General features: G+C 64.3%; 23 protein-coding genes. 9 read left to right on the top strand and 14 right to left on the bottom strand.

All coding sequences use genetic code 11. The annotated features are described in order from the left end of the window. Window positions 1-363, bottom strand: a complete 363-nt coding sequence (locus tag DX912_RS11330; protein WP_220340799.1) for a helix-turn-helix domain-containing protein — start codon at window positions 361-363, stop codon at window positions 1-3. After that, window positions 356-637: a hypothetical protein gene (locus DX912_RS11325; protein WP_115842632.1), complete on the bottom strand. Its 282-nt coding sequence runs from the start codon at window positions 635-637 to the stop codon at window positions 356-358. Before DX912_RS11325 ends, DX912_RS11330 begins: the two co-directional genes overlap by 8 nt. 1487 nt (window positions 638-2124) lie before the next feature. Here DX912_RS11325 and DX912_RS11320 point away from each other — a divergent pair. Continuing rightward, complete coding sequence (locus tag DX912_RS11320) at window positions 2125-2769, top strand: DUF3800 domain-containing protein (RefSeq protein WP_147298637.1); 645 nt, start codon at window positions 2125-2127, stop codon at window positions 2767-2769. A gap of 161 nt (window positions 2770-2930) precedes the next feature. Here the strand turns inward: DX912_RS11320 and DX912_RS11315 are convergent, their stop codons facing one another. The 3 genes from DX912_RS11315 to DX912_RS11300 all read right to left on the bottom strand — a co-directional run bounded on the left by DX912_RS11315 (window position 2931) and on the right by DX912_RS11300 (window position 5598). Next, window positions 2931-3587 carry a hypothetical protein gene (locus DX912_RS11315; RefSeq protein WP_115842630.1) on the bottom strand — a complete coding sequence of 219 codons (657 nt, stop codon included), beginning with the start codon at window positions 3585-3587 and terminating at the stop codon, window positions 2931-2933. Between the two features lie 280 nt (window positions 3588-3867). Then, window positions 3868-4221: a hypothetical protein gene (locus tag DX912_RS11310; RefSeq protein WP_115842629.1), complete on the bottom strand. Its 354-nt coding sequence runs from the start codon at window positions 4219-4221 to the stop codon at window positions 3868-3870. A gap of 897 nt (window positions 4222-5118) precedes the next feature. After that, complete coding sequence (locus DX912_RS11300) at window positions 5119-5598, bottom strand: hypothetical protein (RefSeq protein ID WP_115842628.1); 480 nt, start codon at window positions 5596-5598, stop codon at window positions 5119-5121. Between the two features lie 241 nt (window positions 5599-5839). Here DX912_RS11300 and DX912_RS11295 point away from each other — a divergent pair, with 241 nt between their 5' ends. The 3 genes from DX912_RS11295 (at window position 5840) to DX912_RS11285 (ending at window position 7604) form a co-directional block, all read left to right on the top strand. Then, a complete protein-coding gene (locus tag DX912_RS11295; RefSeq protein WP_115842627.1) occupies window positions 5840-6244 on the top strand; it encodes a hypothetical protein in 405 nt (134 codons plus the stop codon). Between the two features lie 141 nt (window positions 6245-6385). Further along, window positions 6386-6856, top strand: a complete 471-nt coding sequence (locus DX912_RS11290) for a hypothetical protein (RefSeq protein WP_115842626.1) — start codon at window positions 6386-6388, stop codon at window positions 6854-6856. 451 nt (window positions 6857-7307) lie between these two features. After that, on the top strand, window positions 7308-7604 hold the full coding sequence (locus DX912_RS11285) for a hypothetical protein (RefSeq protein WP_115842625.1): 297 nt from the start codon (window positions 7308-7310) through the stop codon (window positions 7602-7604). Between the two features lie 119 nt (window positions 7605-7723). Here DX912_RS11285 and DX912_RS11280 read toward each other — a convergent pair whose 3' ends face one another. From DX912_RS11280 to DX912_RS11260, 5 genes are all read right to left on the bottom strand, one after another. After that, window positions 7724-8470, bottom strand: a complete 747-nt coding sequence (locus DX912_RS11280; protein WP_147298635.1) for a hypothetical protein — start codon at window positions 8468-8470, stop codon at window positions 7724-7726. A 141-nt stretch (window positions 8471-8611) separates the two neighbouring features. Continuing rightward, window positions 8612-10135, bottom strand: coding sequence for a DUF1254 domain-containing protein (locus tag DX912_RS11275; protein WP_220340798.1), 1524 nt, complete (start codon window positions 10133-10135; stop codon window positions 8612-8614). Between the two features lie 221 nt (window positions 10136-10356). Next, the gene (locus DX912_RS11270; RefSeq protein WP_220340797.1) at window positions 10357-11778 is read right to left on the bottom strand and encodes a M20/M25/M40 family metallo-hydrolase; all 1422 of its coding nucleotides are present in this window, start codon (window positions 11776-11778) and stop codon (window positions 10357-10359) included. A 178-nt stretch (window positions 11779-11956) separates the two neighbouring features. Next, on the bottom strand, window positions 11957-14200 hold the full coding sequence (locus DX912_RS11265) for a hypothetical protein (RefSeq protein WP_115842623.1): 2244 nt from the start codon (window positions 14198-14200) through the stop codon (window positions 11957-11959). Window positions 14201-14233: 33 nt separating this feature from the next. Beyond that, the gene (locus DX912_RS11260; protein ID WP_147298634.1) at window positions 14234-16591 is read right to left on the bottom strand and encodes a hypothetical protein; all 2358 of its coding nucleotides are present in this window, start codon (window positions 16589-16591) and stop codon (window positions 14234-14236) included. Window positions 16592-16734: 143 nt separating this feature from the next. On the opposite strand from DX912_RS11260, the gene DX912_RS11255 reads away from it, so the two are divergent. Next, the gene (locus DX912_RS11255) at window positions 16735-17115 is read left to right on the top strand and encodes a VOC family protein (protein WP_115842621.1); all 381 of its coding nucleotides are present in this window, start codon (window positions 16735-16737) and stop codon (window positions 17113-17115) included. Between the two features lie 78 nt (window positions 17116-17193). On the opposite strand, the gene DX912_RS11250 is transcribed toward DX912_RS11255, so the two are convergent. From DX912_RS11250 to DX912_RS11245, 3 genes are all read right to left on the bottom strand, one after another. Then, on the bottom strand, window positions 17194-18180 hold the full coding sequence (locus DX912_RS11250) for a hypothetical protein (protein WP_233433569.1): 987 nt from the start codon (window positions 18178-18180) through the stop codon (window positions 17194-17196). A 53-nt stretch (window positions 18181-18233) separates the two neighbouring features. After that, entirely contained in the window at window positions 18234-18536 is a 303-nt protein-coding gene (locus DX912_RS18190; RefSeq protein ID WP_147298633.1) for a hypothetical protein, read from the bottom strand. Window positions 18537-18863: 327 nt separating this feature from the next. Next, window positions 18864-19775: a LysR family transcriptional regulator gene (locus DX912_RS11245; RefSeq protein ID WP_115842620.1), complete on the bottom strand. Its 912-nt coding sequence runs from the start codon at window positions 19773-19775 to the stop codon at window positions 18864-18866. Between the two features lie 100 nt (window positions 19776-19875). Between DX912_RS11245 and DX912_RS11240 the strand changes: the two genes are divergently transcribed. Both DX912_RS11240 and DX912_RS11235 read left to right on the top strand, forming a co-directional pair. After that, on the top strand, window positions 19876-20205 hold the full coding sequence (locus DX912_RS11240) for a nuclear transport factor 2 family protein (protein WP_115842619.1): 330 nt from the start codon (window positions 19876-19878) through the stop codon (window positions 20203-20205). Then, on the top strand, window positions 20202-20984 hold the full coding sequence (locus DX912_RS11235) for an SDR family oxidoreductase (RefSeq protein WP_115842618.1): 783 nt from the start codon (window positions 20202-20204) through the stop codon (window positions 20982-20984). Before DX912_RS11240 ends, DX912_RS11235 begins: the two co-directional genes overlap by 4 nt. Before the next feature lie 124 nt (window positions 20985-21108). On the opposite strand, the gene DX912_RS11230 is transcribed toward DX912_RS11235, so the two are convergent. Continuing rightward, a complete protein-coding gene (locus tag DX912_RS11230; RefSeq protein ID WP_115842617.1) occupies window positions 21109-21900 on the bottom strand; it encodes an alpha/beta fold hydrolase in 792 nt (263 codons plus the stop codon). A gap of 148 nt (window positions 21901-22048) precedes the next feature. On the opposite strand from DX912_RS11230, the gene DX912_RS11225 reads away from it, so the two are divergent. Together DX912_RS11225 and DX912_RS11220 are read left to right on the top strand one after the other, a co-directional pair. Next, complete coding sequence (locus DX912_RS11225; RefSeq protein ID WP_115842616.1) at window positions 22049-22504, top strand: MarR family winged helix-turn-helix transcriptional regulator; 456 nt, start codon at window positions 22049-22051, stop codon at window positions 22502-22504. 105 nt (window positions 22505-22609) lie between these two features. Next, window positions 22610-23408, top strand: a 799-nt coding sequence (locus DX912_RS11220) for a benzoate/H(+) symporter BenE family transporter (RefSeq protein WP_115842615.1), incomplete at its 3' end; no start/stop codon positions are given.

Here is a 23408-nt window from a genome sequence, read left to right as displayed (position 1 = left end):
CTACTCCTTTCGGCTTGCCTTGCTTGATTGCTTTAAGAACTCTGCAAATCGCGCCACTTCATCAAGATCGCGCTCTGACAGTCCCTTGATCGCCCGCGCCAGGAAAACCAACTGTTCTGGCCCTTGCGGCGCTGGCTCTCTTCCTGTCAGCAAGTACTCCAAGGTTCTTCGGTACAAACGCGCCAGGATGCTTAGTTCAGTTGCTTCGACTTTGCGATTGCCTGACTCGATGTGAGTCACTGCTGGTCGTGATATCCCCAAGGCGCTCGCGACTTCCTCTTGGGACAGTCCGACATACTCGCGGGACTGTCGCAGCCGCTCCGCCATCTCGGCCCGCTGGACATCTTTCTCATGGCTAGTCATCGGCATGCTCCGCGACGTACTTGAGGACCTCCGCGGTCAAATGCTCGACGAATTGCTCCTTCGACTCGTATCCGCCCTTGCGGATGACGGTATCGGCTGGAATCTTCCGATTGAGCAGCTTGTCGATTTCGAGCATTGCCTCCATCGCGGTCAAGGAATCCAGGGGCGCGCCGACCAAGGCCCCTGTGTCTTGGGGGTCCTCGCCTAGCTCAATCGCCATTTCATCCCAGAACCGCCCCAGGGATGCCTCAATTTCCTGCTTCTTGTCGCCCATTCTTCGCCCTTCCCGGAATCGCACAATGGATGTACGAAAAACGTACCATAGCGGGAGTGCGGGGAGAAGACCCCCTTCCAGACTTTGCCGACGAGCGGCCATGGGGCGGGGGCCTCTCGCCTCTCCGCTTCTACCTAAGCGTCTACGCCACCATCTAAACCTCCCTCGCTGCATCGACGAGCGACGATCTGGCAGGTGACCCGAGGCCCAATGGCTCTACTGGTGGTAAGCCTGTTCGACAGCGCCGCTAGCAGTCGCGAATCCGCCGAGGACGACTAAGGCACAGTGGACCAACTGCAAATCCCGATCGGGTGATCCGGCTTGGGGCGCTAAGAACTTGCCCCCGTGGAACAAGTTGTTCCGGATACAACGGACGTAAGCAATAAGGCGCGCTGCTTGGGAAGCATTGGCTGTGATCGGGATGGCGGACCAGGATAGGCCCGCTGCTGCAGACCACGTCTGGCGTAGCGGCGGGTGAGCCATCAGGTAACTAACCGACGCATCCAGCTCCGGTGTAGCAGTGGGATCGAAGCGGTTAGCAATAGACCGACCAAAGGCCAACCAATCGGGCTCGGCATATCCGGGGGGGCTCGACTTGGCGAAACCGCCGGCTTTGAGGGCGTACTCGAAACGGGAGAAGACACCGAGGAACTCGCACGCGAGGCCTTTGTGAAGATATAGCTTCTGCCAAGGAGCCGTGAGCATCACTTCCTCAATGCCAGTTCGGGCAGCGATCGTCCTCGTTCAGCCTATCTACCATTACTTCGCCCGGCAACGCCGATAACTGACGACGCGCGCAGGCTCGCTAGATGTCGCTGCCCACAGCTGTGAGGGCTTGCCTCCATGGCCGACTAGCCCAACGGCAAGCAGGTTCTACACAGTCGGCCTTGCTCCGTGAGGACCGGCCAGGCTGCGGAGGGCGAGCGTCAGCTCCAGGCCGATAACGGACGTGTGTGCCGTGATCAGCGACGCGAGGACCTTAGGCGGTTTGGTTGGTCAGAAGCGCCCGGCCGTTGGGTACACCTCGGGTACATTGCAACGGACACGTGATGTGCGCTTAAAGAGCGTAAGTTGATGATTCGCTGGGAGATTGGTGTTTCATTGATTAGCCTTAGGATTGCTAAAGAATCAAAGAGATATGTAGTTCGCGACGAACTCATAATCCCTTGGTTCCAGGTTCGAATCCTGGTGGGCCCATTACGAAATCCCGCCGAAAACCCGCCATAAACGCCTCTTTCCACCGGCTGACGATCTCCCTGACTTTCGTTTCTTGCCGGATTTTCCCGACACGCTTACACCGGAATTACACCGAGGCGGGACACGCGACCGGGCAAACATTCCGGTGTCTCAGGCTGCGCGACGCCACCTGATTTAGGCTGCCCTCCGAAGCCGGGGTTATCCACAGTTTTATCTGCAACGCCCGACACGATCCGCGGCTAAGGTGTGCCCATGGAAATCGGGAGTGGTCGGAAGCGATGAGAAGGTACGTGTTCGCTGACGAGGCAGGCGACTTCGCTTTCATGCGAAACGGGCGGGCCAGTCGCTATTTCATACTGTGCACGATGACGGTGCCGAACTGCGATCTGGGCGCCAAGCTCCTCCGACTTCGGAAACAGCTGGTTTGGGAGGGTCTACCGGTAGGCGACTGCCTTCACGCAACCGAGGACAAGCAGGCAGTTCGTGATCGCGTTTTCGAGCTGTTGCGCGATGAGGATCTCACGATCGAAGCCACTATCCTGGAGAAGTCCAAGGCTCAGCGGCAAATCCGGCCGACCGAACATCGGTTCTACCAGCACGCGTGGTACTTCCACTTTTACGGCGCGCACCGGAAGATCCTAGGCGACGCGCGGGAGATGCTGGTCACCGCAGCGAGCCTCGGTACGAAGAAGGGCCGGGCAGGTTTTGAAGCTGGAATTCAGGACGTGATGCGCCAGTTCTATGGCATTCGCATCGACTGGAAGACCGATCATTGTCCTGCCATGGCCGATCCGTGCCTGCAGGCTGTTGACTACTGCACTTGGGCGATGCAGCGGAAGTGGGAGCGCGATGACGCCAGGGCCTACGACCTGATCAGCCATAAAGTCCGCCACGAATACGAGACGTGGCGCCACGGCACGGTGCACCACTACTAGCCGAAGAGGCTGCCTGCCCTAGTCCAGCTATCTCTTTCGAGAAGCGCCCGAGGGGTCTTGTCGCCAGGGGCAGGCAGCCCAGAACTCTCGACGGAGCTTTATAACATGGCCGGATGGTTCGGGGTCACGTGCACCAGCTGGTCATCCCATGGGTCGCCTGGCTACCCGTAAAGGCGGCGATAGGCAGCCGTAGCAAATTCCAGGATCGTCACGTGGCTCGCCTTGAGGTCATCACTAATAGCCTCTGGGTCCGCGGAGAAAAGAATACGGCACGCGTTCCTGACCTCAGGATTTTCCCAATTCAACGTCGTCGCCCCGATCATCCCAGCAAACAATTGCACTTGGCTGAACCGTAATGCGAGCCGCGTCGCGGCTGCCTTGCACGTCTCGTATCCCTCGAAGCGGAACACCTGCCCCTTTGTCGCCAACGCAGTGAGCCGAGCGGCGGTAGGCTGGATACTGTTCAGCGCACCAAGCATCCGCTTCGAATCTTCTTCGCCACGTTTCGCGATGTAGGCCACCATGCCCGCCGTGGCCATGTCCTCAACGCCGCCACTCGGCTCGTAGCCTTCGAAGCCGGCTTTGGTCAGTCGTATGTGAGTAAGCGGTCCTGCCATCTCGTCGACGAACGTGTGCGTGGTCTCCACCAGTTGGTCGAGAAACTCGGCTTCTCTCTTCGCCCTATCCTGACGTCGCCAGTTCTGAAGGGCCGTGTACGCGATAGCGGCCGTTGCCAGAGGCGCCGCTGCCTTGATGAGTTCGAGCCAAGAGATCCCGGCAACCGCATTCAATGACCACACCAGAGCATTGCAAAGCATGCGTCGTCCCCTTAGTTCTGTGGAAAGAGTACAGATGCTTCCAGTGCGGCGACCACGATAGCCCGACCGCCGGCGCCAGCTCGGTAGCCGTTCACCGGGCCTTACGAGAGGCAGCGGAAAAGTGGGGTGCTTTGAACGGACGTGAAGCGAGCGACGCTTGCGACGAAGCGCGTCCGGCGAAAGCTTGTCCTCTCGGTGGCCATCTCTAGGCCCCAGATTCATCGGATCCCCAGGTCTTTAAGCGCCCGGGGTTAATACGGTGAGCGGGCCCGCGGCCGTACTACTCAGCGGTTACTCCGTCGAAGAGGAATCGTTCGATGCAGGAAAAGAAGCCGATCCAGTAGCCGGTGCGGTCGGGGTCCTGGAAGTCGATGTCGGCGGCGATCCAGCCGAGGGTGCCCATGCCGACCAGGTCGGGGTTGGCTTTCAACCATTGGGCGTACTGGACGGCGTACTTAGCGCCGACGCGTTGGGCTTCGATCTGTTTGCGCGGGGTTTCGTCGACGGGTTCGACGGCCCAGTAGTTGGGGCGGCCCTGTTCGCGTTCGGCGACGAAGGGTAGGGCGGTGATGGAGAGGCTGACGGGGGAACGTGCTTCGGTGCGCTCGCTGCGCCTGCGTTTCTTCTTCGACATGTGGGAATTCCAATTTAAGTGGAGATTCCGTCGGCCCTGCCGCCAAACAGGGTGACGGACGACGCGAGGTTGGCGGACCGGCATGTCGAACCCGGCGAGCCTTGCGGCTCCCCCGCGCCGCCCGCCATAGGCGAGCCTGCGCTATACGCGAAGCCCATCATCGCGATCAGTCCGGAAAAACGAAAGCTCCGGGGATCGGATGATGGGCGCCTTGCGCTTCGACAGTCGGGCCGCCAAGCCCGGCACCGGAATGTGCCGGTGCCCACTCAGCCTGCCGACGCATGACACGCGATTCAACGACGCATGTGCGTCAGTTCAAACTTCGGTGTAAGCCTTTGTCGTGGTCGGGCTGAAACGCTTCGAAGACGCGTGGGGAGCGGTCTCGCGCACCGCGTCCCCGGGTGCGCTTCGCTTACCCGGGCTACAAGAGCGGAAAGGCCGAGCATGACCTTGTCGAGCTCCGAGCTCGGGCCGCCGAGCAAACAGCTCCACACGCCGCGCTCCGAACTCGGAACGCCGAGCAAACAGCTCCGCACGCCGAGCTCCGAGCTCGGAATGTCGAGCAAATAGCTCCACGCGCCGAGCTCCGAACTCGGAACGCCGAGCAAATAGCTCGACACGCCGAGCTCCGAGCTCGGAACGCCGAGCAAATAACTCCACACGCCGAGCTACGAACTCGGAACGCCGAGCACATAACTCCGCACGCCGAGCTCCGAACTCGGGCCGCCGAGCAAATATCTCCACACGGCCGGCCCAACCTCCTCGCACGCCGAGGGAGATGCCCAGAAACGCCGGACAGCGCACCCACACATCGGCCAAAACAAAAAGGCGCGCCGGGCAGCAAGCCCGACGCGCCGCGTTTTCAACGCGATCGTGCGGCCGCGAAGGCCGCGAGGATCAGGTGCGGTCCGTCGCTTCCGTCGCCGGTGCCGCCTCGCGTCCGCCACGGGCGAAACGCGCCGACAGCGCCTGCCGCGCGCCCTTCAGCGATTCGCTGCGGCCGGACACCTTGAGCAGGCTGTAACCCTCCAGCGCGACCTGCATCAGGTCGCTGCCCAGCGCCAGCACCGAGTCCTCGGCGCGTTCGGTCAGCTGTTGCAGCATGAGCAGGCGCGGACGCAGCGCGTCCAGTGCGGCCAGGTCCGCCTGCGCTTCGGCCAGGCCGAGGTTGGGCGGCACAATCTGCGGATTGGCCGCCAGTACCGTCAGCGTCTGCCGGCAGAAGGCTTCGGACTTGCCGCCCATCTTCGTCAGCTCGCGCCGCTGCTGCGTTTCAAGCGAGATCATCGGCGCGAACACGCGGCGCAGCGTTTCCAGTGCGGCGTCGACCTCTTGCAGTTCGATCTGCGAGAGGGTCATCGAAATCAGGTTCTGCATGGAATCTCCAGTTCGGGGGATGCCCGCCACCGTGGCGGACCACCCCAGCTTTGGAGACGCAGGCGCGACGGTCTGTCGGTAAACCGAGGGAACACGCGTCAGGATTTTCCTGCGAGGCGACGACGATTTCGCATTGCGCGGAAGCGGGCGAGGTACCCCGGCCGGGACGATCGCCGCTTCCCCCTGCTGCGGCGATGCTAATGTCCGCTTTCGACCCAAAGCGGACATTGAGGAGGGCGCTGTGCGCTGGAGAAGTGCGGTCAGAGACGCGGCGTGCATCGTCGTGATCGGCTTTGTGATTGGCTTCTTCGAAGGCGGTTCGCCACCTGGCGACCTGCCGGTCGCACTCCGGACCTGGGCGGCTGGGAACGTTGCCGCCAGCTCGGCAGTGGCCGTCCTGTTCTTCGCAGTCGCTACGGAGGAGTTAACGCAATCCTTTCGCCGGGCCTTCGCGGCGCTGTGCCTGTACACGCTCTTCGATATTGGTCTCAGCCTTCTCATGTCAGCCTGGGTCGCGAGCCCGCTGATCATGGTCCTGATCGACTGGCTGGCGGTGGCACTGGGTGCAATGGCAGGAACTGCCCTTGGTGTACGGATGTGCGTGGTGAAAGCACGTCAGCGGGCGCTGTCCGCTCCTGGCCGATAGCGGACAAAGGAGCGGGAACGGGGCGTCCGCCAGTGCTAATGTCCGCTTTCGACCCAAAGCGGACATTACGGGGGGCGCATGTTTGGATGGCGAAGGAAGAAGGCTCAACCACCGAGCGAACCGAGTGCCAAGTTCCCGCCGGTGCCCGACTGGCAGCCTTCGATCGTGCAGCCCTTGGAGTCGATCGAAGACCGTGTCAGGTACTACATAGACGGCAAGCGGGACTTCGCCTTGTTCGCTAATGGAACGTTCGTCCTGCTACCGGTGGGCTTAAGCGAAGCGCAGGCCGAAGCCTTCGCATTGGCCGCGCTCGACGAAGTCTTTCATGCGCACCCCGATATGCGGCCGGTAGCGATGGACGATGGCAACATCCTAATTGGGTACAAGAACGACATCACGGCGAACGTGGTGCTCAGCGACGTCGTGGCGGCAAACTGGACTGAGATCGAGGCGCAGCATCAACGTGCCTTGGCCAGGCACGAGGTGCTCATGACTCCCCTCGGGCAGAACAAGTTCGATGCCTTTGGAATCAAGGCGCTTTTCGGGCGCTGTTTTATGTTTATGGATGCCCAACGGCCGCGTGTACTGAAGGTCGTTCGGCACGCGACCTGACTCAGCGAGTGGTTTCGGCTCACATCCCTTCGATGACCGCTTCTGGCCGATAGCGGACGTTCGGCTGGGACGCCCGACAGCCGGGCTGCTAATGTCCGCTTTCGACCCGAAGCGGACACTACGGTCCCAAACTCTACGCATGAACCTTGAAGAGCTGAGAGCGAGATTGCACCGTGCTGGAGTTCACCCAGGGCTTTACTCACTTGGCGCCCCCGCATCGGAGAGCGAGTCGTACTCCCTCCTAAGGGACGGAACGGCTTGGAAGGTGCTCTACAAGGAGCGAGGTCAATTCGCCGAGATCGGAAGCGCACTGTCCGAAAGCGAAGGCTGCCTGCTGCTCTATCAACTGTTGAATGAGGCGTTGTCTCTCGGCGGCCCATCACAAGGTCGAGAGGGCTAACGTCCGCTTCTGGCCGATAGCGGACATTGGTCCTGCGAGTGGAGAAAGCTGATGCGCGACATCGATCAGATCGAACGCACGCTCGTCGAGTTGTATCCGGCGCTTAAGGTTTCCCAGCTGAAGGTGGTTCATCCTGGCGCCGATGACGATGGTGTGTGGTTTTTTACGCATCCGGCCTCCCGCTCGGAGGTGCAGCTGGAAGCAACCACGGGAAACTGCCCGTTCGTCTTGGAAAGCGACAGCGACAACCAACGACTGGTGCTCACGACCGTCGAGGCGGTCATTGAAGGCGTAGCCGCGAAGCTAGGACTTGCACTCGCGCGGCAGGCTTCCGATCCTGGCCGATAGCGGGCAGCCGGGCCATCGAAGCGGGCTCGGCGGCATTTTGTTGATGGACCCCCGTTCAGCGATACAACGCTGCGCCCGGATCAACCCTTGCGCGAAGTGATGCGTTGGCGGCACGTGTTTCAGAAAGCGAACTCGAACCCGGCGAGCGGACCGCTCAACGTGATATCGGTATTGTTGCCGCCGGTCTCGACCTCTATCGCCAGGTATCGGTAGCCGACGATCCAGGCGCCATGCTTCACGTGATATCGGACTACCGCGCTGGCGCTGTGCGTGCCTTCCGTTTCGCCGAACGAGCCGTCGCCGCGTAACGTGAGCTGCCAGCGATCGGACAAGGCCCACGTGTATCGTGCGCCGAGCATGAAGTCGCTGTAGGACTTGTCGATGCTGCGCTCCGACGGGGAGAAGACCGGATTGACAGGGTCGAACCTGACCTTGAGGTCCACGTCGACGTAACGCAGACCGCCGAACACATCCAGCCCATGGGAGCGCTCTTCGCCCGGACTCCAGAAAGCGGCCAGCTCCAACAGCTGCGAATCCAGATCGGACCGGGTAGCGATGCGCGGAAACTGCCTATCGTCCGCCAGGCCAAGGAAGATGTAATCGGCGAACGCACCGAAGTGATCGCCACGTCCCTCGGCATGCATCAGGAACGCGCCATCGATCTTGTCGATGATGTCGGAGAATGCCGAATCGGTTTCTGCGGGTGGCTGGCCGGTGCGGAGGTCTGTTGCGATGCTCGGCGCCCAGAGGTAGGGCGCGATCGTCCACTCCCACGCTCCGCTTTCCTCCGCGTGTGACGCAAGCGGCGCGCCCATCATGCACAGGGCCATGACAGCAGTCGCGAACGATCGGAAATCGTTGCTCATCGTCGGGCTTCCCATTCGCGGACCCATGGTCCGACGTTTTCGATCGCGGACATGGGAGCAAAACGTCGCTCCGATTCCGCGTGGTGCAGGACGGCCCATGTCCGGGCCGTCCGGTTGTTCCTCACGCCGACGCAGTGGAACCTACGACGTCGGATTCGCCGCCTTGACCACCGGCGGTGGCTGCCACGTGCCCTTGCCCGGCGGCAGGATCGACGGCGGCGTGTCCTTCGGCCAGTACGTGCGCATCATCAGGATGAACTTGCCCTGCGGCGCCGGCAGCCAGTTGTTTTCCTTGTCCTTGCCCGGCGACTTGTTCTGGAAGTACAAGGTCAACGAGCCGTCGTCGTTGAACTTCGGCTTGTTGCGCATGCTGATGGTGAACCGGTCCAGCGGGTTCGGATTGAACCACCAGCCTCCATCGTCGATGTACATCGTGATCGACCAGAAGCCGTTGACCGGAGGTGTCTGGTCTTTCGGGAACGTCAGCGTGTACGAATTCGCGCCGTTGAGCGTTTCGCCATTGCCATCGGTCAACGCGTAGGGATAGATCGCGTCCTCCGGGAGATTGGCAGGCCATCCAAACGCGGCGATCAGTGCACGCTGGAGATAATCGGTTCCGTACGTCCCGGCTGCTGCAGGAATGAACCACCCGTTCTGTTTGGTTCCCGACGTCTCCCGCCGTGCAAAGATCTTCTGCTGCGCCGTCCTGGTGACGTCCTTCAGCGCAGCCTGCGCAGAGGGCGACAGTTTGCCGATGTCGAACGGTTTGCCGGGCTCCAGCCCGATCTTCGCCATGCGGGCAACGATCGCGTTGTCCTCCGGCGCCGGTGGTGCGGTAGTGCCCATCAGACGCGCCATCATCCCGAAGTACGTGGACAGGTCCATCTCGTCGATGATCTTCTGCGGCTTGTCCGTCATCGAAAAGCCGGGGTTCGGATCAACCGGCGGTGCGGTGTAGGTATACGGCTTGCCGAACGCCGATAGCGGCACGAGCTTGTACTGCGCCTGTAGCGCGTTGACGGCCTTGTAGTCCGCTTCGGTGCCGTCGGCATAGGTTCGCCCGAGGATGACCAGATGTTGCGTGGGCGACTTCACGTGTTCCATGCCGGAAGGAACCTGCCCGTTCCAGCCGGGCCCGCTGATCAGGATGTCGGCCGCCTTGCCGCCCATCGTGCGGCTGCCTGGCGACGCGACGACGGGCATCCACAGGCTGTAATGCGGAAACAGGAAGAAGCGTTTGCCCATGTCGGGATGACTGAAGACCATCGGCTCCTTGCGCAGGTCGACCCACGCCACCGAGTAAAGCGTGTCCGCGTTCGGTGCCGATACGCCCCGATAGTCGCCGGGTGGATAACGCGGAACATTCGCAAACTGGTTAGGCGGCGCGTGCAGGGCGTCGGCCTTGGCGACATTCGACATCTGCACCCGTGTGACTTCGGTGGTGATCAGCGAATACCCGTAGATGTACGCGTCGGTCGCGATATCGACCACTTCCTTGTCGCTCAGTGCTCCAGGGCCTTGGACGGGCGCGTCCTGCTTCTGCACCGTTTCGGTTTGTTCGGTTTGTTCGGTTTGCCGCCCACCGTCGCGGGAGCATGAAAGCGTCAACAACGTCAGCGACATGCACAACGACATCGCGGCCAGCCTGGCCAGTCTCGTATTCACGGACCTTCTCCTTCAGCAGAGGAAACCGGGGGAATACACAGGGACCGCCCGGGCGGCGGTCGGCATAGGAGGCTCCCGCTAGTGTTAGCGGAAGGTGATGTCGTTGGCTCGCGCTGGATCTTCGACAGCGCCGAGCAGTGCTTCCGTCGTCGCAATAGAGAAGGCCCGCCGTTGGCGGGCCTCTATCTCCGTTCTTGCGCGTCGGGGGACCGGCTATTCCGTTACTGCGCCAACGCCTTGACCAGGTCGAACAGGTAATCGCGCCCGACATACACCGAGCGCACTTCGAGGCGTTCGTTGAGCCCATGCGCGCCATTGCCGTCCGGGTCGCCCCACATGCCGGGCACGCCGTAGGTCGGGATGCCCACGGCCGACATGTAGAGTCCATCGGTCGCGCCGGTCGACATCGACGGGATCACCGGCACGCCCGGGAAGTACTTCGCGCTCAACGTTTCCATCGGGCCGATGATCGCCGGATCGAGCGCGGGCGATTTGGCCAGGGGCTTGTCCTTGCGTGCGAGGTCGATCGAGATGGCGGGATTGCCGATGACCCCGACCAGCGCGTCCTTGATCTCCGCCGGCGTATGGCCGGGGAAGATGCGGCAATTGACGTTGGCTTCGACCCGCTGCGGAAGTGCATTGACCGCGTGCCCGCCGTTGATCATCGTCGCCACGCACGTCGTGCGCAGCATCGAGTGGAAGCCCTTGTCGGTGTTGACGATCGCCTCCGCCCTTGCGTCACCGGGATCCTTCGCCAACGCCGCCATCGCGGCACCCAACTCATCCTTGCGCGCCGCGCCGGCGCGCGCGAAGAACGCGCGGGTGGTGTCGTTGAACTCGGTCGGGAACTCGTGCCCGCCGACTTTCAGCAAGGCCTCGGACATCGCGTAGATCGCGTTGTCGCGTACGGGTTGCGAGCTGTGTCCACCCGGATTGGTGGCGACCAGCTTGTAGTCCTGATAGGTCTTCTCGCCCACCTGGATCGATTGTGCGACCAGGTGCCCCTTGCCATCGGTATCGCCACCGCCGCCTTCGTTGAGGGCGAAGGCCGCGTCGATCAGATCGCGTTTGTGGTTGGCCAGGTACTGCGCACCGTTGAACGCGGTGTCGGTCTCCTCGCCGCAGGTCAGCGCGATCTTGACCGTGCGCGCGGGCTTGTAGCCGGCCTGCTTGAACCGGATCAGCGTGTCGGCCCAAGTCGCGGCCATCATCTTGTCGTCGGCGATGCCGCGCGCGTAGTAGTAGCCGTTCTCCTCGACCAGCGTGTACGGGTCGCGCACCCAGTCGGCCCGCTTGGCCGCCACCACGTCGATGTGCGCCAGCAGCAGGATCGGCTTCAGCGTGCTGGACGTGCCGGGATAGACGGCGACCAGCCCGCCTTCCTTCGGGTGCTCGGGCACCGAGAACAGCGTGATCTGATCGTCGGCAAAGCCTGCTGCCTTCAGGCGCGCGGCGATCTGCCCGGCGGCCTGCGTGCAACTGCCGGTGGTGACCGAGGTGTCGGTCTCCACCAGTTCCTTGTAGAGCTCGAAGAAGCGTTGCTGGTCAGGACGCAGCGGGCCCATCTTGCCGGTCGGCACCTGTGCCGCCACCGGACCCGCGATCAACGCGCCCACCGCCAACGCCATCCACATCCTTCTCATGCCTCTCCCCTTGGTTGTGCCCGCGAATGGTGGCGCGAGCCTGCGCAATCGCCCCTCGTATCGAAGGGCCCTGATCCGCCTTCTACAGTATTCCGGGGTGGTGGGAGGCGGCGGCCTTCGGCCTGCCCGGTTTACGAGGGCCGCGCTTCGTTGAAAGGCCGCCGCTTGGTCGCAGCTCCTATGGCACTTCCAGCAACACTTCCTCCTTCCTGGCGAACGGCGGGACGAAATCGGGTTTCAGGCGCACGCCAGGCGCGGAAAGCTCGTTGAGGTGGTCGACGACCTTCTCGACCGAAGGCAGGACCGTCTCGAGCCGTACCGCCGACACGATGCGCACGCCCTTGAGGAGGAGCTTGCCGTCGGCACGCAGGTCGCGACTGAGCTCGTCCTTCTTCGGGCGGATGATCGCTTCGTAACTGTCCTGCACGCGGTCCAGCGCTTCGTTGAGTTCCTTCGCGTAGGCCCGCTTGGCCTGCTCGTATTCCTTGTCGCTGATGCGGGCGCGGGTGAGGGTGCTCGACCACGTCTGCCAGATGGCGAAGCATTCGACGTTCCAGAAGCGGAGCACGTGCTCGTTGTACCAGTCGCGCTCCTGCTCCGAGAGGCGCAGGTACCGCACGTCGAATTGGTACTGCGGCGCGTTGCTCGCACCGACCAGGCGCGTGAACAGTTGTGACCGGACGACCTTGCCCTGGTACGAGTTCCAGATGGACGCCACCGTGACGGGCTCGCCCGGTGCAAGGATGGGGGCCGATGCGATCGGCATGTCCAGGTCGCTGCTGAACCCGTTGGCGGTGAGGTCTTCCAGGAACTTCAGCGTGGCCTCGCCGGGATCGGCGGGATCGGCTTCCTGCGCTGGCCGCGCCAGGGTCCATGCGGCGCGGGTGGTGGCCAGTTCGTCGTTGCCGGTTACCGCGCTGTATTCGTTGTGCTGCACGACCACGCCGAAACGTTCGGTCTGGATCAGCATGCCCACGTGGAGCGGCAGCCGCACCCAGCGTGCCTGCACCGCTCCGGCGATGTTGTCGTGCACCGCGTTGATTCGCCCGAGGACGGTCAGCAGGATGTACGCCAGCCGGACCGCATGGACACCGCAATCGTGGAGCAGGCGGCCGGCGAGGTTGCGCGGGAAGGTGTGGGTCAGGTAGTTCGGCGGGTCCTCGGTCAGGTTGAGGCGCGAGTGCGCAGTCACCTGGCCGAAGTACGCGCTTGCCGCATCCACGGTCTCGCGCCAGGCGCTGAGGCCCAGCTTCGCCATGTCGGGCGTGCCGGATGCCTGCCGGACGAGATCGCGCAGCATGTCGTCGAAGAGGGCGACGAGGAAATCCACCACTTCGTCGTTGTCGACCACCCTGAGGCGGCCCCGGAACCGTCCTGCGATCAGCGCGCTGCGGAAAAGGTGTGCCGGTGCCGGCGGCTCCGCGGCATCCCACGGGTGTCCGTAGGCGAACAGGAAGTACGCCAGCTGCCGGTCGCGCGACACCTGCAGGCTGCCGATCTTCTCGCCGCGCACGTGCGGCCGCTCCGTGTCGTCGCGGTCCAGCGAATTGAAGACGACGCTCCTGGCGTCGTAGGCGGGGAACGCGTCGAGGAAGCGATGACGCTGCCGGCCACTTCCGTAACGGAATTCCGCGACACGTATCGGCCGGTTGAGGATCATCGTGCGACGGTCGTTGTGCCGGGTCAGCGCGTCGCGCGCGGTTCCGGGCGTCATTCCCTTCGGAATGTCCTTCGGGCTCAACAGCACCCAAAGCCCGAGTTGCAGCGCCTGCAACTTCCGCATCCCGACCGCGTCACGGTGGTCCTGCTCGAGCCTGGCCAGCGCGATGTCGAACAGCTGCTGGAACAACGTCTGCACGATGCGGTAGAACGCTTCGACGGCTTCCAGCAGCTGCTGGTACAGCATCACGTCCCGATAGGCGGGCGGCTCGTGGTACACGCCGCCACCCGTCAGCGGGCTCAGTATTGATGGCGGCGGCAGGCGCACCGTCTCGAAATGGCGAAGCGCGCCTTCCAGCGCGTTGACGGCTCTGCGCCACTGCGCTTCGCGGTCGGAACCGGTCAGGAGCCCGACCGATTGCGGCTGCTGCACGAGGACGGTGACAACGCCGTCCCAGTTGCGGGCGATGCGTTCGTCGCGCGTGCCGAACAACGTCTGTGGCCACGCGATGAGCAGGTCGAACTCGTCGAACCATCCCAGCACGAGGATGCGTGCCAGCAGCGCGCAGTACAGCTCGCTGGAGATGGCGTGCAGCGGGTCCTCCACGCCGCGGCGCCCGAGCAGGTCGCGCAAGCCGGCCGATGTGGCGGCCCGATCGCCCGCTTCCACCGCGATGCAGAGCGCCCGCAGCGCCAGCAGGTCGTCGACGTCCGGCGGATTCCGCGCGATCGCGTCGTCCACTTCACGGTAGAAGGCGGGCATGCCCGGTGCCATGGTCGCCCCGTCGCACAGGCGCTAGGCCTTGGGCTTCCACTTCCATTCCTGGGGCGACACGCGCTCCCACTCGGGCAGCGTCTCGCCCTTGCGCACCAGGACGGCGGCAGTGGGCATCCGCGTTTCCCAGGGATCGCCCACCGGCACTTCGCCCAGATCGCCGCCGGTGCGTTCCCTGATCTCCTCAACGATGGGCTTGTACAGCGGATGGTTGATCGGCGGCTCGCCTTCGTCGTTCCACACGTGCCCTGTCTCCATGAAGTAGGACACGGCCGCCTCGAATCCGACGCGGACCGGTACCACGACGCGCGCGTAGCCGGCCTTGAGGAACTCCTCCAGCACCGGATCCATGTTGCGCGCGCGGAAGCGCTCGGCCCAGCCGCCCGGTCGCGCCCAGAAATACGGATAGAACACGTACTGGATCTGATCCCATTCGAAGGCGTGTTCGAAGAAGCGGACCCATTCGCCATCGGCCTTTGCGTCGGCGATGTCGAAGAACGGCGGATAGATCGACCCGCCGGCGGTGTGCGTGGTGTTCAGCAGGCCCGCGTGCTCGTTGCGGATGAACGCAAGGCAGTGCTTCTTCAGCTCGGTCCGGATGATGCGCTCGTTGATGGACGGTGGATTGCCGAATTCCAGGCCGAGGCCGGCCTGCGCATCCTTCTTCTGCTTCAGCGCTTCGACATCCTGCTGGTACCTCAGCAGCACGTTCGAGTACGACTCCGCGATGGCGTCGTAGGTGGTCGTGGCCCACTCGCGCAGTGCCTCCTCGCGACGCTGGAAGGTGACCTTGCAATGGACGCTGTAGTTGGCCGTCTCGTGCGCGAAGATGTGGATGTAAAGCTTGTCGTCGTCGGCGAACAGTGCGCCGTCGCTCGGGAACACCGTCACGCGGTTCGCATTGGGGCGATAGAAGCGCAGGCTGCCTTCCTGCACGTCGATGCGCTCGCCGGTGGCGACCGGTCGCCAGTAATCGAATTCGTTGCCCACGCTGAAGGCGAAGTGCGGGTCCTCGTCGGTCAGGCCCACCACGGTCGTCAGTGCCCATACCGGGCGATAGCCCTTCGGGATCGGAACCTCGATCTGGTTGCGACTGCGCGGCTGGTTCTCCTCCGAATCGTTGCCCATGCCCTGGGTGACGCTGGCGCTCCTGACCAGGAAGATCGGCGGCGGCGCCTTGAGGCCGCGCGTTCCGTAACGGGCGCCCAGGCGCAGGTAATTGCCTTCATGCACGTAGGTGGCGTCCGGCGCTTCGACTTCGAGCCGCACCGGTGGTACCGGCAGTTCCGGATCCGGCTGCGGCATCTGCTCCAGGTGCCACATGTACGAGGCCGGCTCGGGCACCATGAAATCGAACATCTGCCGCAACCCGTAGTTGAATACCTGCGACTCGTACACCTTGTCGACGAACTGGTAGATGCCTGCGCGATGTTCGCTGCGCTCGTTGGTCAGGCGATGCTCGTTGACCTCTTCGGTCTCACGAAGGACGGTCAGCCGCCGCTCCTCGCGAACCCGCTCGACGATGCGTTCCTTCGAGCGCTCCACGACGTCCTTGGCGTACTTGACCGAGTTCTTGAGGCCGTTCTCCTCACTGGTCTGGTCGCTGACGTCGAGCTTGCTCTCGAACTCCACCGTGGGTCCGTACTTGCCCGACAGCGACAGTCCGAAGCCGACCTTGTGGTCGGTCTGCTGCGTCCGCGTGGTCTCGCTGTTGAGTTCGAACCGCTCGGTGGTCTGCAGTTCGTTCTCCTTCTCCTGTTCGCGTTCCCGCAGCGTGCTGATGACCTCTTCGGTCCTTGCCAGCTGCCGGTGCGTGCGCACCTTCGACTCGCCGGCCAGCAGGTTCTCGATGTGCGCGATCTCGCCGGCTTCGTACCGCTTGATCTGCTGCTTCACCACCAGCAGGTCGGCGACGCCCACCGCGCGCAGCTGTGCGGGTTCCGGACTCGGAACCGGCGGCTCGCCGGGCTGGTCGGTGGGCTGCGCCGGCGACAGGGCGACATCGATCGAGGCCACCAGCTGGCCGATGCTGGCCTCGGTCAAGGACACGCCCAGCTTCTGCAATGTCGCTTTCGTGCGCGACGACAAGCGCTCGATCGCGCCCGCATTCAACGTGAACATGCCGCGCTCCGACGACAGGTCCAGATCGCGCAGCGGTTCGAGCTTGTCCAGTTCGCGCTGCGCACGCACCAGGTCCTGCGACTCCCGCACCGGATCGGTCGCGACGCGCCCCGCAGCGGCCGGTCGTTCGCGCGCCGTGCGCGTGCGCCTTGCGGGCGCCGCGCCTGTCGGCGACTCGCCGGTGTCGGGCCTGAATCGGGATTTGGCGGCGCGCAGGTGCGTGAATCGGAACAGGCTGTTGTCGGCGCTGTCTGACATCGCGAACACTCCTTTCGATCGCGCCACGCTCATCGTCCATGGCGACTCATGATCGAACGCCGCCATCGCAGCGAACCGGACAGTGCTACGGTGCGCATGGGGCCTCCGCGAGTAGAGCCCGATTCAATTCAGAGCCTTCGAACATGCTGCATCACATCTCCATCGGCGTCCGGGATCTCGACCTTGCGGGAAGGTTCTACGACGCGGCCTTGGGCGCGCTCGGATTCAGGCGCGTGTTCGAGGACGAAACCGCTATCGGTTACGGCCTCGTCGATGGTGAGGACCTGCTCTGTTTGAAGTTGCGGAAGAATGCGCAGCCGCCCGGCGACGGGTTTCATCTGGCGTTTGCGGCGCCGTCAAGAACGGCGGTCCTGGCGTTCCATCTCGACGCGCTGAAGGTGGGTGGCCGCGACAACGGTGCCCCGGGCCTGCGACTCGAATACGGCGAGCACTACTACGCTGCTTTCCTCATCGATCCGGACGGTCATCGCATCGAGGCAACGATCAACGCGCCCGAGTCCTGAGCGCATAGCGTCATGGGCTCTGCGTGGTGTCTTTCGGTCGCCGACCGGCAAGCCATCCGCACCCGGTAGCAACGGCGTTCAACCCCCAGGCACCGCCGCGCAGCGCGCAAGTTGCCTTTCGGCATACCACAAGGCGCGGCGCGCCAGGTCGTAGGCGCGGTCCGCACTACGCGGCATGAGGTGCTCGGCCTGCACGGGGTCGACGCCGTTCGCCATCGCGCGCTCGATATGTTGGAGCTCGGTCATGTTCGCCTCTGCCGGGGCAAGCAGCTCCTGCATTCGCCGTGAATCGCAACTCGCGAAGCGTCGGCGCACTTCGTCGATGCGAGCGCGGATGCGCCGACTCGCTTCGCCCTTCAGCCCCGGCGCATGCTCGAACGCGATGGGCGCGGCCTTGTACGCATCGCCGGTCGCTTCGCTGCCGAGATCGGAAGGCCGCTCATGCAAGGCGGGATTGAAGCGCACGTCCGGCGGCGGTTTCGCCTCTGCCGGGTGGTCCTCGCCAAGGACGAACCGGCCGATGCTCGATACCCCGTGAAGGCTGTTGCCGATCTTTTCGAGGGCGACATCGCCGAGCGTGCCGTCGGTCGCCCAGTACTTGTCGAAGCGGGTCGGGCGGTACTCGATGGGATTGCGGCGTTCGAACGGCGCCTTGGCTGCCTGCGCAGCGCGTTCATCGCGAAGGCCCGGCGGTGTGCCCACGGGTTTCAGTGGATCGATCGCCATGCTCGCGGGCAATCGCAGCTGACCATCGGCCGCGTAAACCGCCTCGGTCAGTGGACGTGCCGACTGCGCGCGACTGGTTGCGATGTGCTCCCGCGCCATCGGTGGCATGCCATGCGACGCCTGCGGTATCGCGCCGGCAACGGTCGGGCTCGGAACCGGCGGTTTGCGCGGAGCTACGCGAACGATGAAGAACGCCTGCATCGCCGCGTCCGGTTCGCGAACCGGCACGGCGCGAGGGGTCATCCACCATTGAAGTAGGAACAGCACGATCGCCGCGGTTGTGATTGCGACCGCGGTGCCATGCGCTGGAACATCGAGCTGCCCGAACGACGAACGCACTACGCCCGTTACGCCTCAGCGCTTGTTCGGTGAGGACGAGGCGCCGCGACTCGTCACCACAGTTCGTCTTCCTCTGGTGGCCGCGGGCGTTTTCCGCCCCTCCCCGTGGACTTGAAGCCCTTTGCAGCGAGGCACGCGTCCATCCTTTCGCGATTGGGATGCTTGCTGTCGTCCGGACGCTGACCGGGTTCGGGTGCCGACACTCCCTGTTCTGCGGCGCAATCGCGCATCGCCACGTCGAGGTCCCCGGTAGGCGGCGACGCGGATTCCGCTGCCGTGGCGGCGAGACATGCGCTCCCGAGCGCGAGCGACAGCCACAATGCGGCGAGCCGTCGAGCGGCGTTGTATCTATGCATCGAATCGTCCTGGGATGGATCGGCGTTCGCCGAGGGTTGGGGATGAGAGCGCAGCAACACGAAGGCGTTCTCGTCGCAACGAAAGCAGCTTCTCGCGTGGGTGTGGCGTCCGATTGGCGCTGCGTGTCGCGGTTGCCAAACGAGCACGCGCTTTCAGCAGGCATTTAGCTCGTCGCGGGGTGGCCGGGGCCCGCGCTCTTCCGCATCTACGGCTCGCAGAGGCCCTTGTTCGACAGGACGTGGGTGCTGCCGGATATCGACCATTGCAGATGTTGATGTCTGGCTAGGCCGAAGCGGACATCGACAGAGGTGTGCCGTGCGAGCGTGTCAGCTCTCCTGCCCGATATCCCGATCAAGCAGGCAGTCGATGAACGCGCGCAGCGCGGGCAACATGTGCCGACGGCTTGAGTAATAGAGATAGAGCCCGGGCACGGTCGGCGACCAGTCGGCGAGCACGCGCTTGAGGCGGCCGTCGCGCAGCGCTTCGGCGATCTCGTCATCGTTGTAGGCGTACAACACGCCCAGCCCCTGCAACGCGGCGGGCACGACGATGTCCTGATGGTTCGCGATCACCATGCCCTCGCCGAAGAACTCGACCGTCTTGCCTTTCTTCTTGAACTCCCAACCCGCGATCTTCCCGCTGCCGGGGAAGCGCCAGTTGATGCAGGCGTGGCGATGCAGGTCATCGGGCGTCTTCGGCTCGCCGTGCTTCGCGAGATAGTCGGGCGACGCCACCGCCAGCAGTTCAAAGTCCGGTGTGAGCCGCACCGCCACCATGTCCTTCTGCAACCGCGCGCCCACGCGGATGCCCGCGTCGAATCCTTCGCCCGCGATATCGCTGAGGCCGTCTTCGATGACGATGTCGAGAACGACGTCGGGATGCGCGTGCACGAAACGCCCCAGCCGCGGCGCGATCACCTTCTTCGCCGCCATGCTCAGTGTGTTGATCCACAACGTGCCCGCGGCGCGCGCGTTCGCGCCCACCGCCTGTGCGACGGCGTCGTCCATGTCGCGCAGGAGCGGCGCCATCCGCTCGTGCAGGCGGCGTCCGGGCTCGGTCGGCGACACGCTGCGCGTCGTGCGATTCAACAGACGCACACCCAGTCTGGATTCGAGCTGGCGAATGGTCTGGCTGAGCGCGGATCTCGATAGTCCCAGGTGATCGGCGGCCCGGGCGAAGCTGGCCCGATCGACGACGGCCACGAAGGCCTTGAGTTCCGCGAAGTCAGACCCGCGCATTGTGCACCGTTTGCTACATAGCCTGATCGGATCATAGGTGATTCTCTAACCTGGCACGACGCATCAATCTGGCTCCGTACCCCACCGACGGAGCACTGCAATGAAAGACCTGGACCTGCCCGAGCCGATCGCGGCCTACTTCGATGCCGACTGCCACGACGGCCAGGCCGTCGCCCGCTGCTTCACCAAAGAAGGCGTCGTGCTGGACGAAGGCAAGACCCATTCGGGCGCCGCCGAAATCGAGGCCTGGAAGAACGAGGCGACCGCCAGGTATACCTACACCGCGCAGCCCCACACGCTGCAGACGCAAGGACACCGTTACCTCGTCACCAGCCGGGTATCGGGCAACTTTCCGGGCAGCCCGGTGGACCTGCGTTACGCCTTCATCCTCGAGCGCGGCAGGATCGCGTCGCTGGAGATCTCGCCATGAACTTCGATCTTCAACTGGCGGGAAAGCGCGTCGTCGTCACCGGCGGCACGCGGGGTATCGGCGCGGCCGTGGTCGAACTGCTGTCCCGGCTCGATGCACGCGTCGTGGCGACCGCGCGGTCCCAACCGAAGCAGCCCATTGAGAATGTGCACTACGTAGCCGCCGATCTTGCGACGCCCGACGGCGTGCGCGCGGCGGTGGACGCGGCCGCGCACCATCTCGGCGGTATCGACATCCTGATCAACGTGGCGGGCGGATCGTCTGCGCCGGCCGGCGGTTTCGCCAGGCTGGACGACGACGAGTGGGCCAAGGCGCTCGACTTGAACCTCATGTCGGCCGTGCGCATGGATCGCGCGGTGCTGCCGGCGATGATCGCGCAGGGATCGGGCGTGATCCTGCACGTGACGTCGATACAACGCGTGCTGCCGCTGCACGACGCCACCATCGCCTATGCGGCGGCCAAGGCGGCGTTGTCGACGTACAGCAAGGCGTTGTCGAAGGAAGTGACGCCCAAGGGCGTACGCGTGGTCCGCGTCTCGCCGGGCTGGGTGGAGACGGAAGCTTCGGTTGATTTCCTCGGAGGCATCGCGGCCAACGCGGGCACGGACTATGAAGGTGCCAGGAAGATGGTCATGCAGGCATTGGGCGGGATTCCGCTGGGGCGCCCGGCCAAGCCGAATGAAGTGGCCGATCTCATCGCGTTCCTGGTCTCCCCGCGGGCCGAGTCCATCTCGGGCGCGGAATACACCATCGATGGCGGCACCGTGCCGACTGCGTGACACCTTCCGATCGGCAGCGCGCCGCCCGTAGCGAGCAGCCGGAATCATCGAGGAGACGAATGGTAGCCCGACAGCCGTCGGGCTTCCGTTGCGCGAACTTCCTGCGACGTGAAGCGCGACGCGCTCAGTCGTTCCCGATCGGGCGCGCCTGCTTTGCCGCGGTATCGATCACGTCGGCGACCACCTTCGGCTTCGTCATGAAAACCGCGTGGCTGGCCGGCGTGTAGGTGATCGTCGCGCCGATGCGCTTGGCCATGTGCACGAGCATCGCCTGGTCGAACGCCTTGTCTTCGGTCGCGATCACCGCCCAGCTCGGGCGCGTGCGCCATGCCGCCTGGGTGAGCGGCGTCTGGAAGACCGACATGGCGATGGGCACCTGCGAGTCGCGCATGAAGGCGGCGTCCGCATCGCTGGCGTCGTGGGCGAAGCCGGCCTTGAACTTCGCGAGCTCGATGAAGCCGAAGCCGTCCTTGCCCGTGTCGATGACGAACTCGGGCGTCGGCGCGAAGCCCTTGTACTGCTGGGCGGTCGTTTCGCCCGCATCGGGCGCCAGTGCTGAAACGTAGACCAGGCCCGCGGCGTTGGGATGCACGCCGGCCTCGGTGATGACCGTGCCGCCCCACGAATGACCGACGAGGATCGCGGGCCCGTCCTGACGATCAAGGACGCGTCGCGTGGCGGCGACGTCGTCGGCCAGCGAGGTGAGCGGGTTCTGCACGATCGACACGTGGTAGCCGCGCCTGGTCAGGTCGTCGTAGACGCCGCGCCAGCCCGAACCGTCGGCGAAGGCGCCGTGCACGAGGACGACGTTCCGGATGGGGGCGGCGCCGGCGTCCTTCGGTTCGGCGGCATGGACGGCGGCGGGGAGGGCAAGCGCGAGCAGCACGGCGGACAGCGAGCGGGCGAGCGTGTTCATGGCGTCATCTCCGGCGGGTGGTGGATCGCGGTAATTGTTATCGCGATAAGTAACAGGCTAGACCCATGAAATTTGAATGTCAAGATATTCTTTATCGTGGTAACCTTTCGGCATGTTGCCCGAATCGCCCCGGGCTCAGGAGCACCCGATGGCCGCCAAAGCGAAAGCGCCTTTCCCGCTGGATGAACAGCTGTGCTTTTCCCTCTACGGGGCCAGCATCGCGATTAATCGCGCCTACAAGCCGCTGCTGGACGAACTCGGCCTGACGTATCCGCAGTACCTCGTCCTCAGTTCGCTGTGGGAAGACGATGGCCTGACCGTAAGTGGCATCGGCGCGCGGCTTGCGCTGGAGGCCAGCACGATCACGCCGCTGGTGAAACGGCTGGAGCAGGCCGGGCTGGTGGAACGCCAGCGCAGCGCACGCGACGAGCGACAGGTCCACGTGCAGCTGACGAAGGCCGGCCGCGACCTCCGTTCGCGCACGCGATGCCTGGCCGAACTGCTGGCGGATCGTTCGGGCATGGCGCCCGACGAACTGGTCGAACTCAACCGGCAGGTCCAGCGGCTGCGCGACGCGATGTCCGGTTCCGCGCAGCAGGACTGAACTCGCACCCGTCATGTGACGACCCGCGACGCAGCGCCGCGCGTGCTGTAGCGTCAGGCACTTCGACCTGCACGAGGCGGTTCGCATGGACGTCCGGGGGCACGCATGAACGCCACGACCGACAGCGCGTCACGACATCTGCTGCGCGATCTCTCTGCCTCCGCGATCGCCGCCGGCTTCGTCACGGTGCTGGTGGGCTTCGCCAGTTCCGCGGCGATCGTGTTCCAGGCGGCGCAGTCGCTGGGCGCGACGCCCGCGCAGATCGGCTCGTGGATCTGGGCGCTGGGCCTGGGCATGGGCCTGACGTGCATCGCCCTGTCGCTGCGCTACCGCATGCCGGTGGTGACCGCGTGGTCCACGCCCGGCGCCGCGATGCTGATCGGCAGTGTGGCGGGGCTGCCGCTGTCCGACGCGATCGGCGCGTTCGTGCTGTGCGCGGTGATGATCGCCGTCGCGGGCTTTTCGGGATTCTTCGAACGGATGATCAGCCGCATCCCGGTATCGCTGGCGTCCGGCATGCTCGCCGGCGTGCTGCTGCGGTTCGGCCTCGAGACGTTCGCGGCGTTGCGTTCGCAGGCGGGGCTCGTGCTCGCGATGCTGGTGGCGTACCTGCTGATGCGCCGGTTCGCGCCGCGATATGCAGTCATCGCGACACTGCTCGTGGGCATCGCGTACGCCGCCGCCGCAGGCCTGCTGCGGATGGATGGACTCTCGCTCGAACTCGCGCGCCCGGTGTTCGTTGCGCCGACGTGGTCGGTCGGCGCCATCGTGGGCATCGCACTGCCGCTCTTCATCGTGACGATGGCGTCGCAGAACGTTCCCGGCGTTGCCGCGATCCGCGCCGCGGGCTACCCGATTCCGATCTCGCCTGTCATCGGCTGGACTGGCGTGGCGAACGTGCTGC

Origin of the sequence: Lysobacter soli, assembly GCF_003382285.1 — a bacterium.
Taxonomy (GTDB): Bacteria; Pseudomonadota; Gammaproteobacteria; order Xanthomonadales; family Xanthomonadaceae; genus Lysobacter_J; species Lysobacter_J soli.
This window is presented reverse-complemented; position numbering and strand designations above follow the sequence as displayed.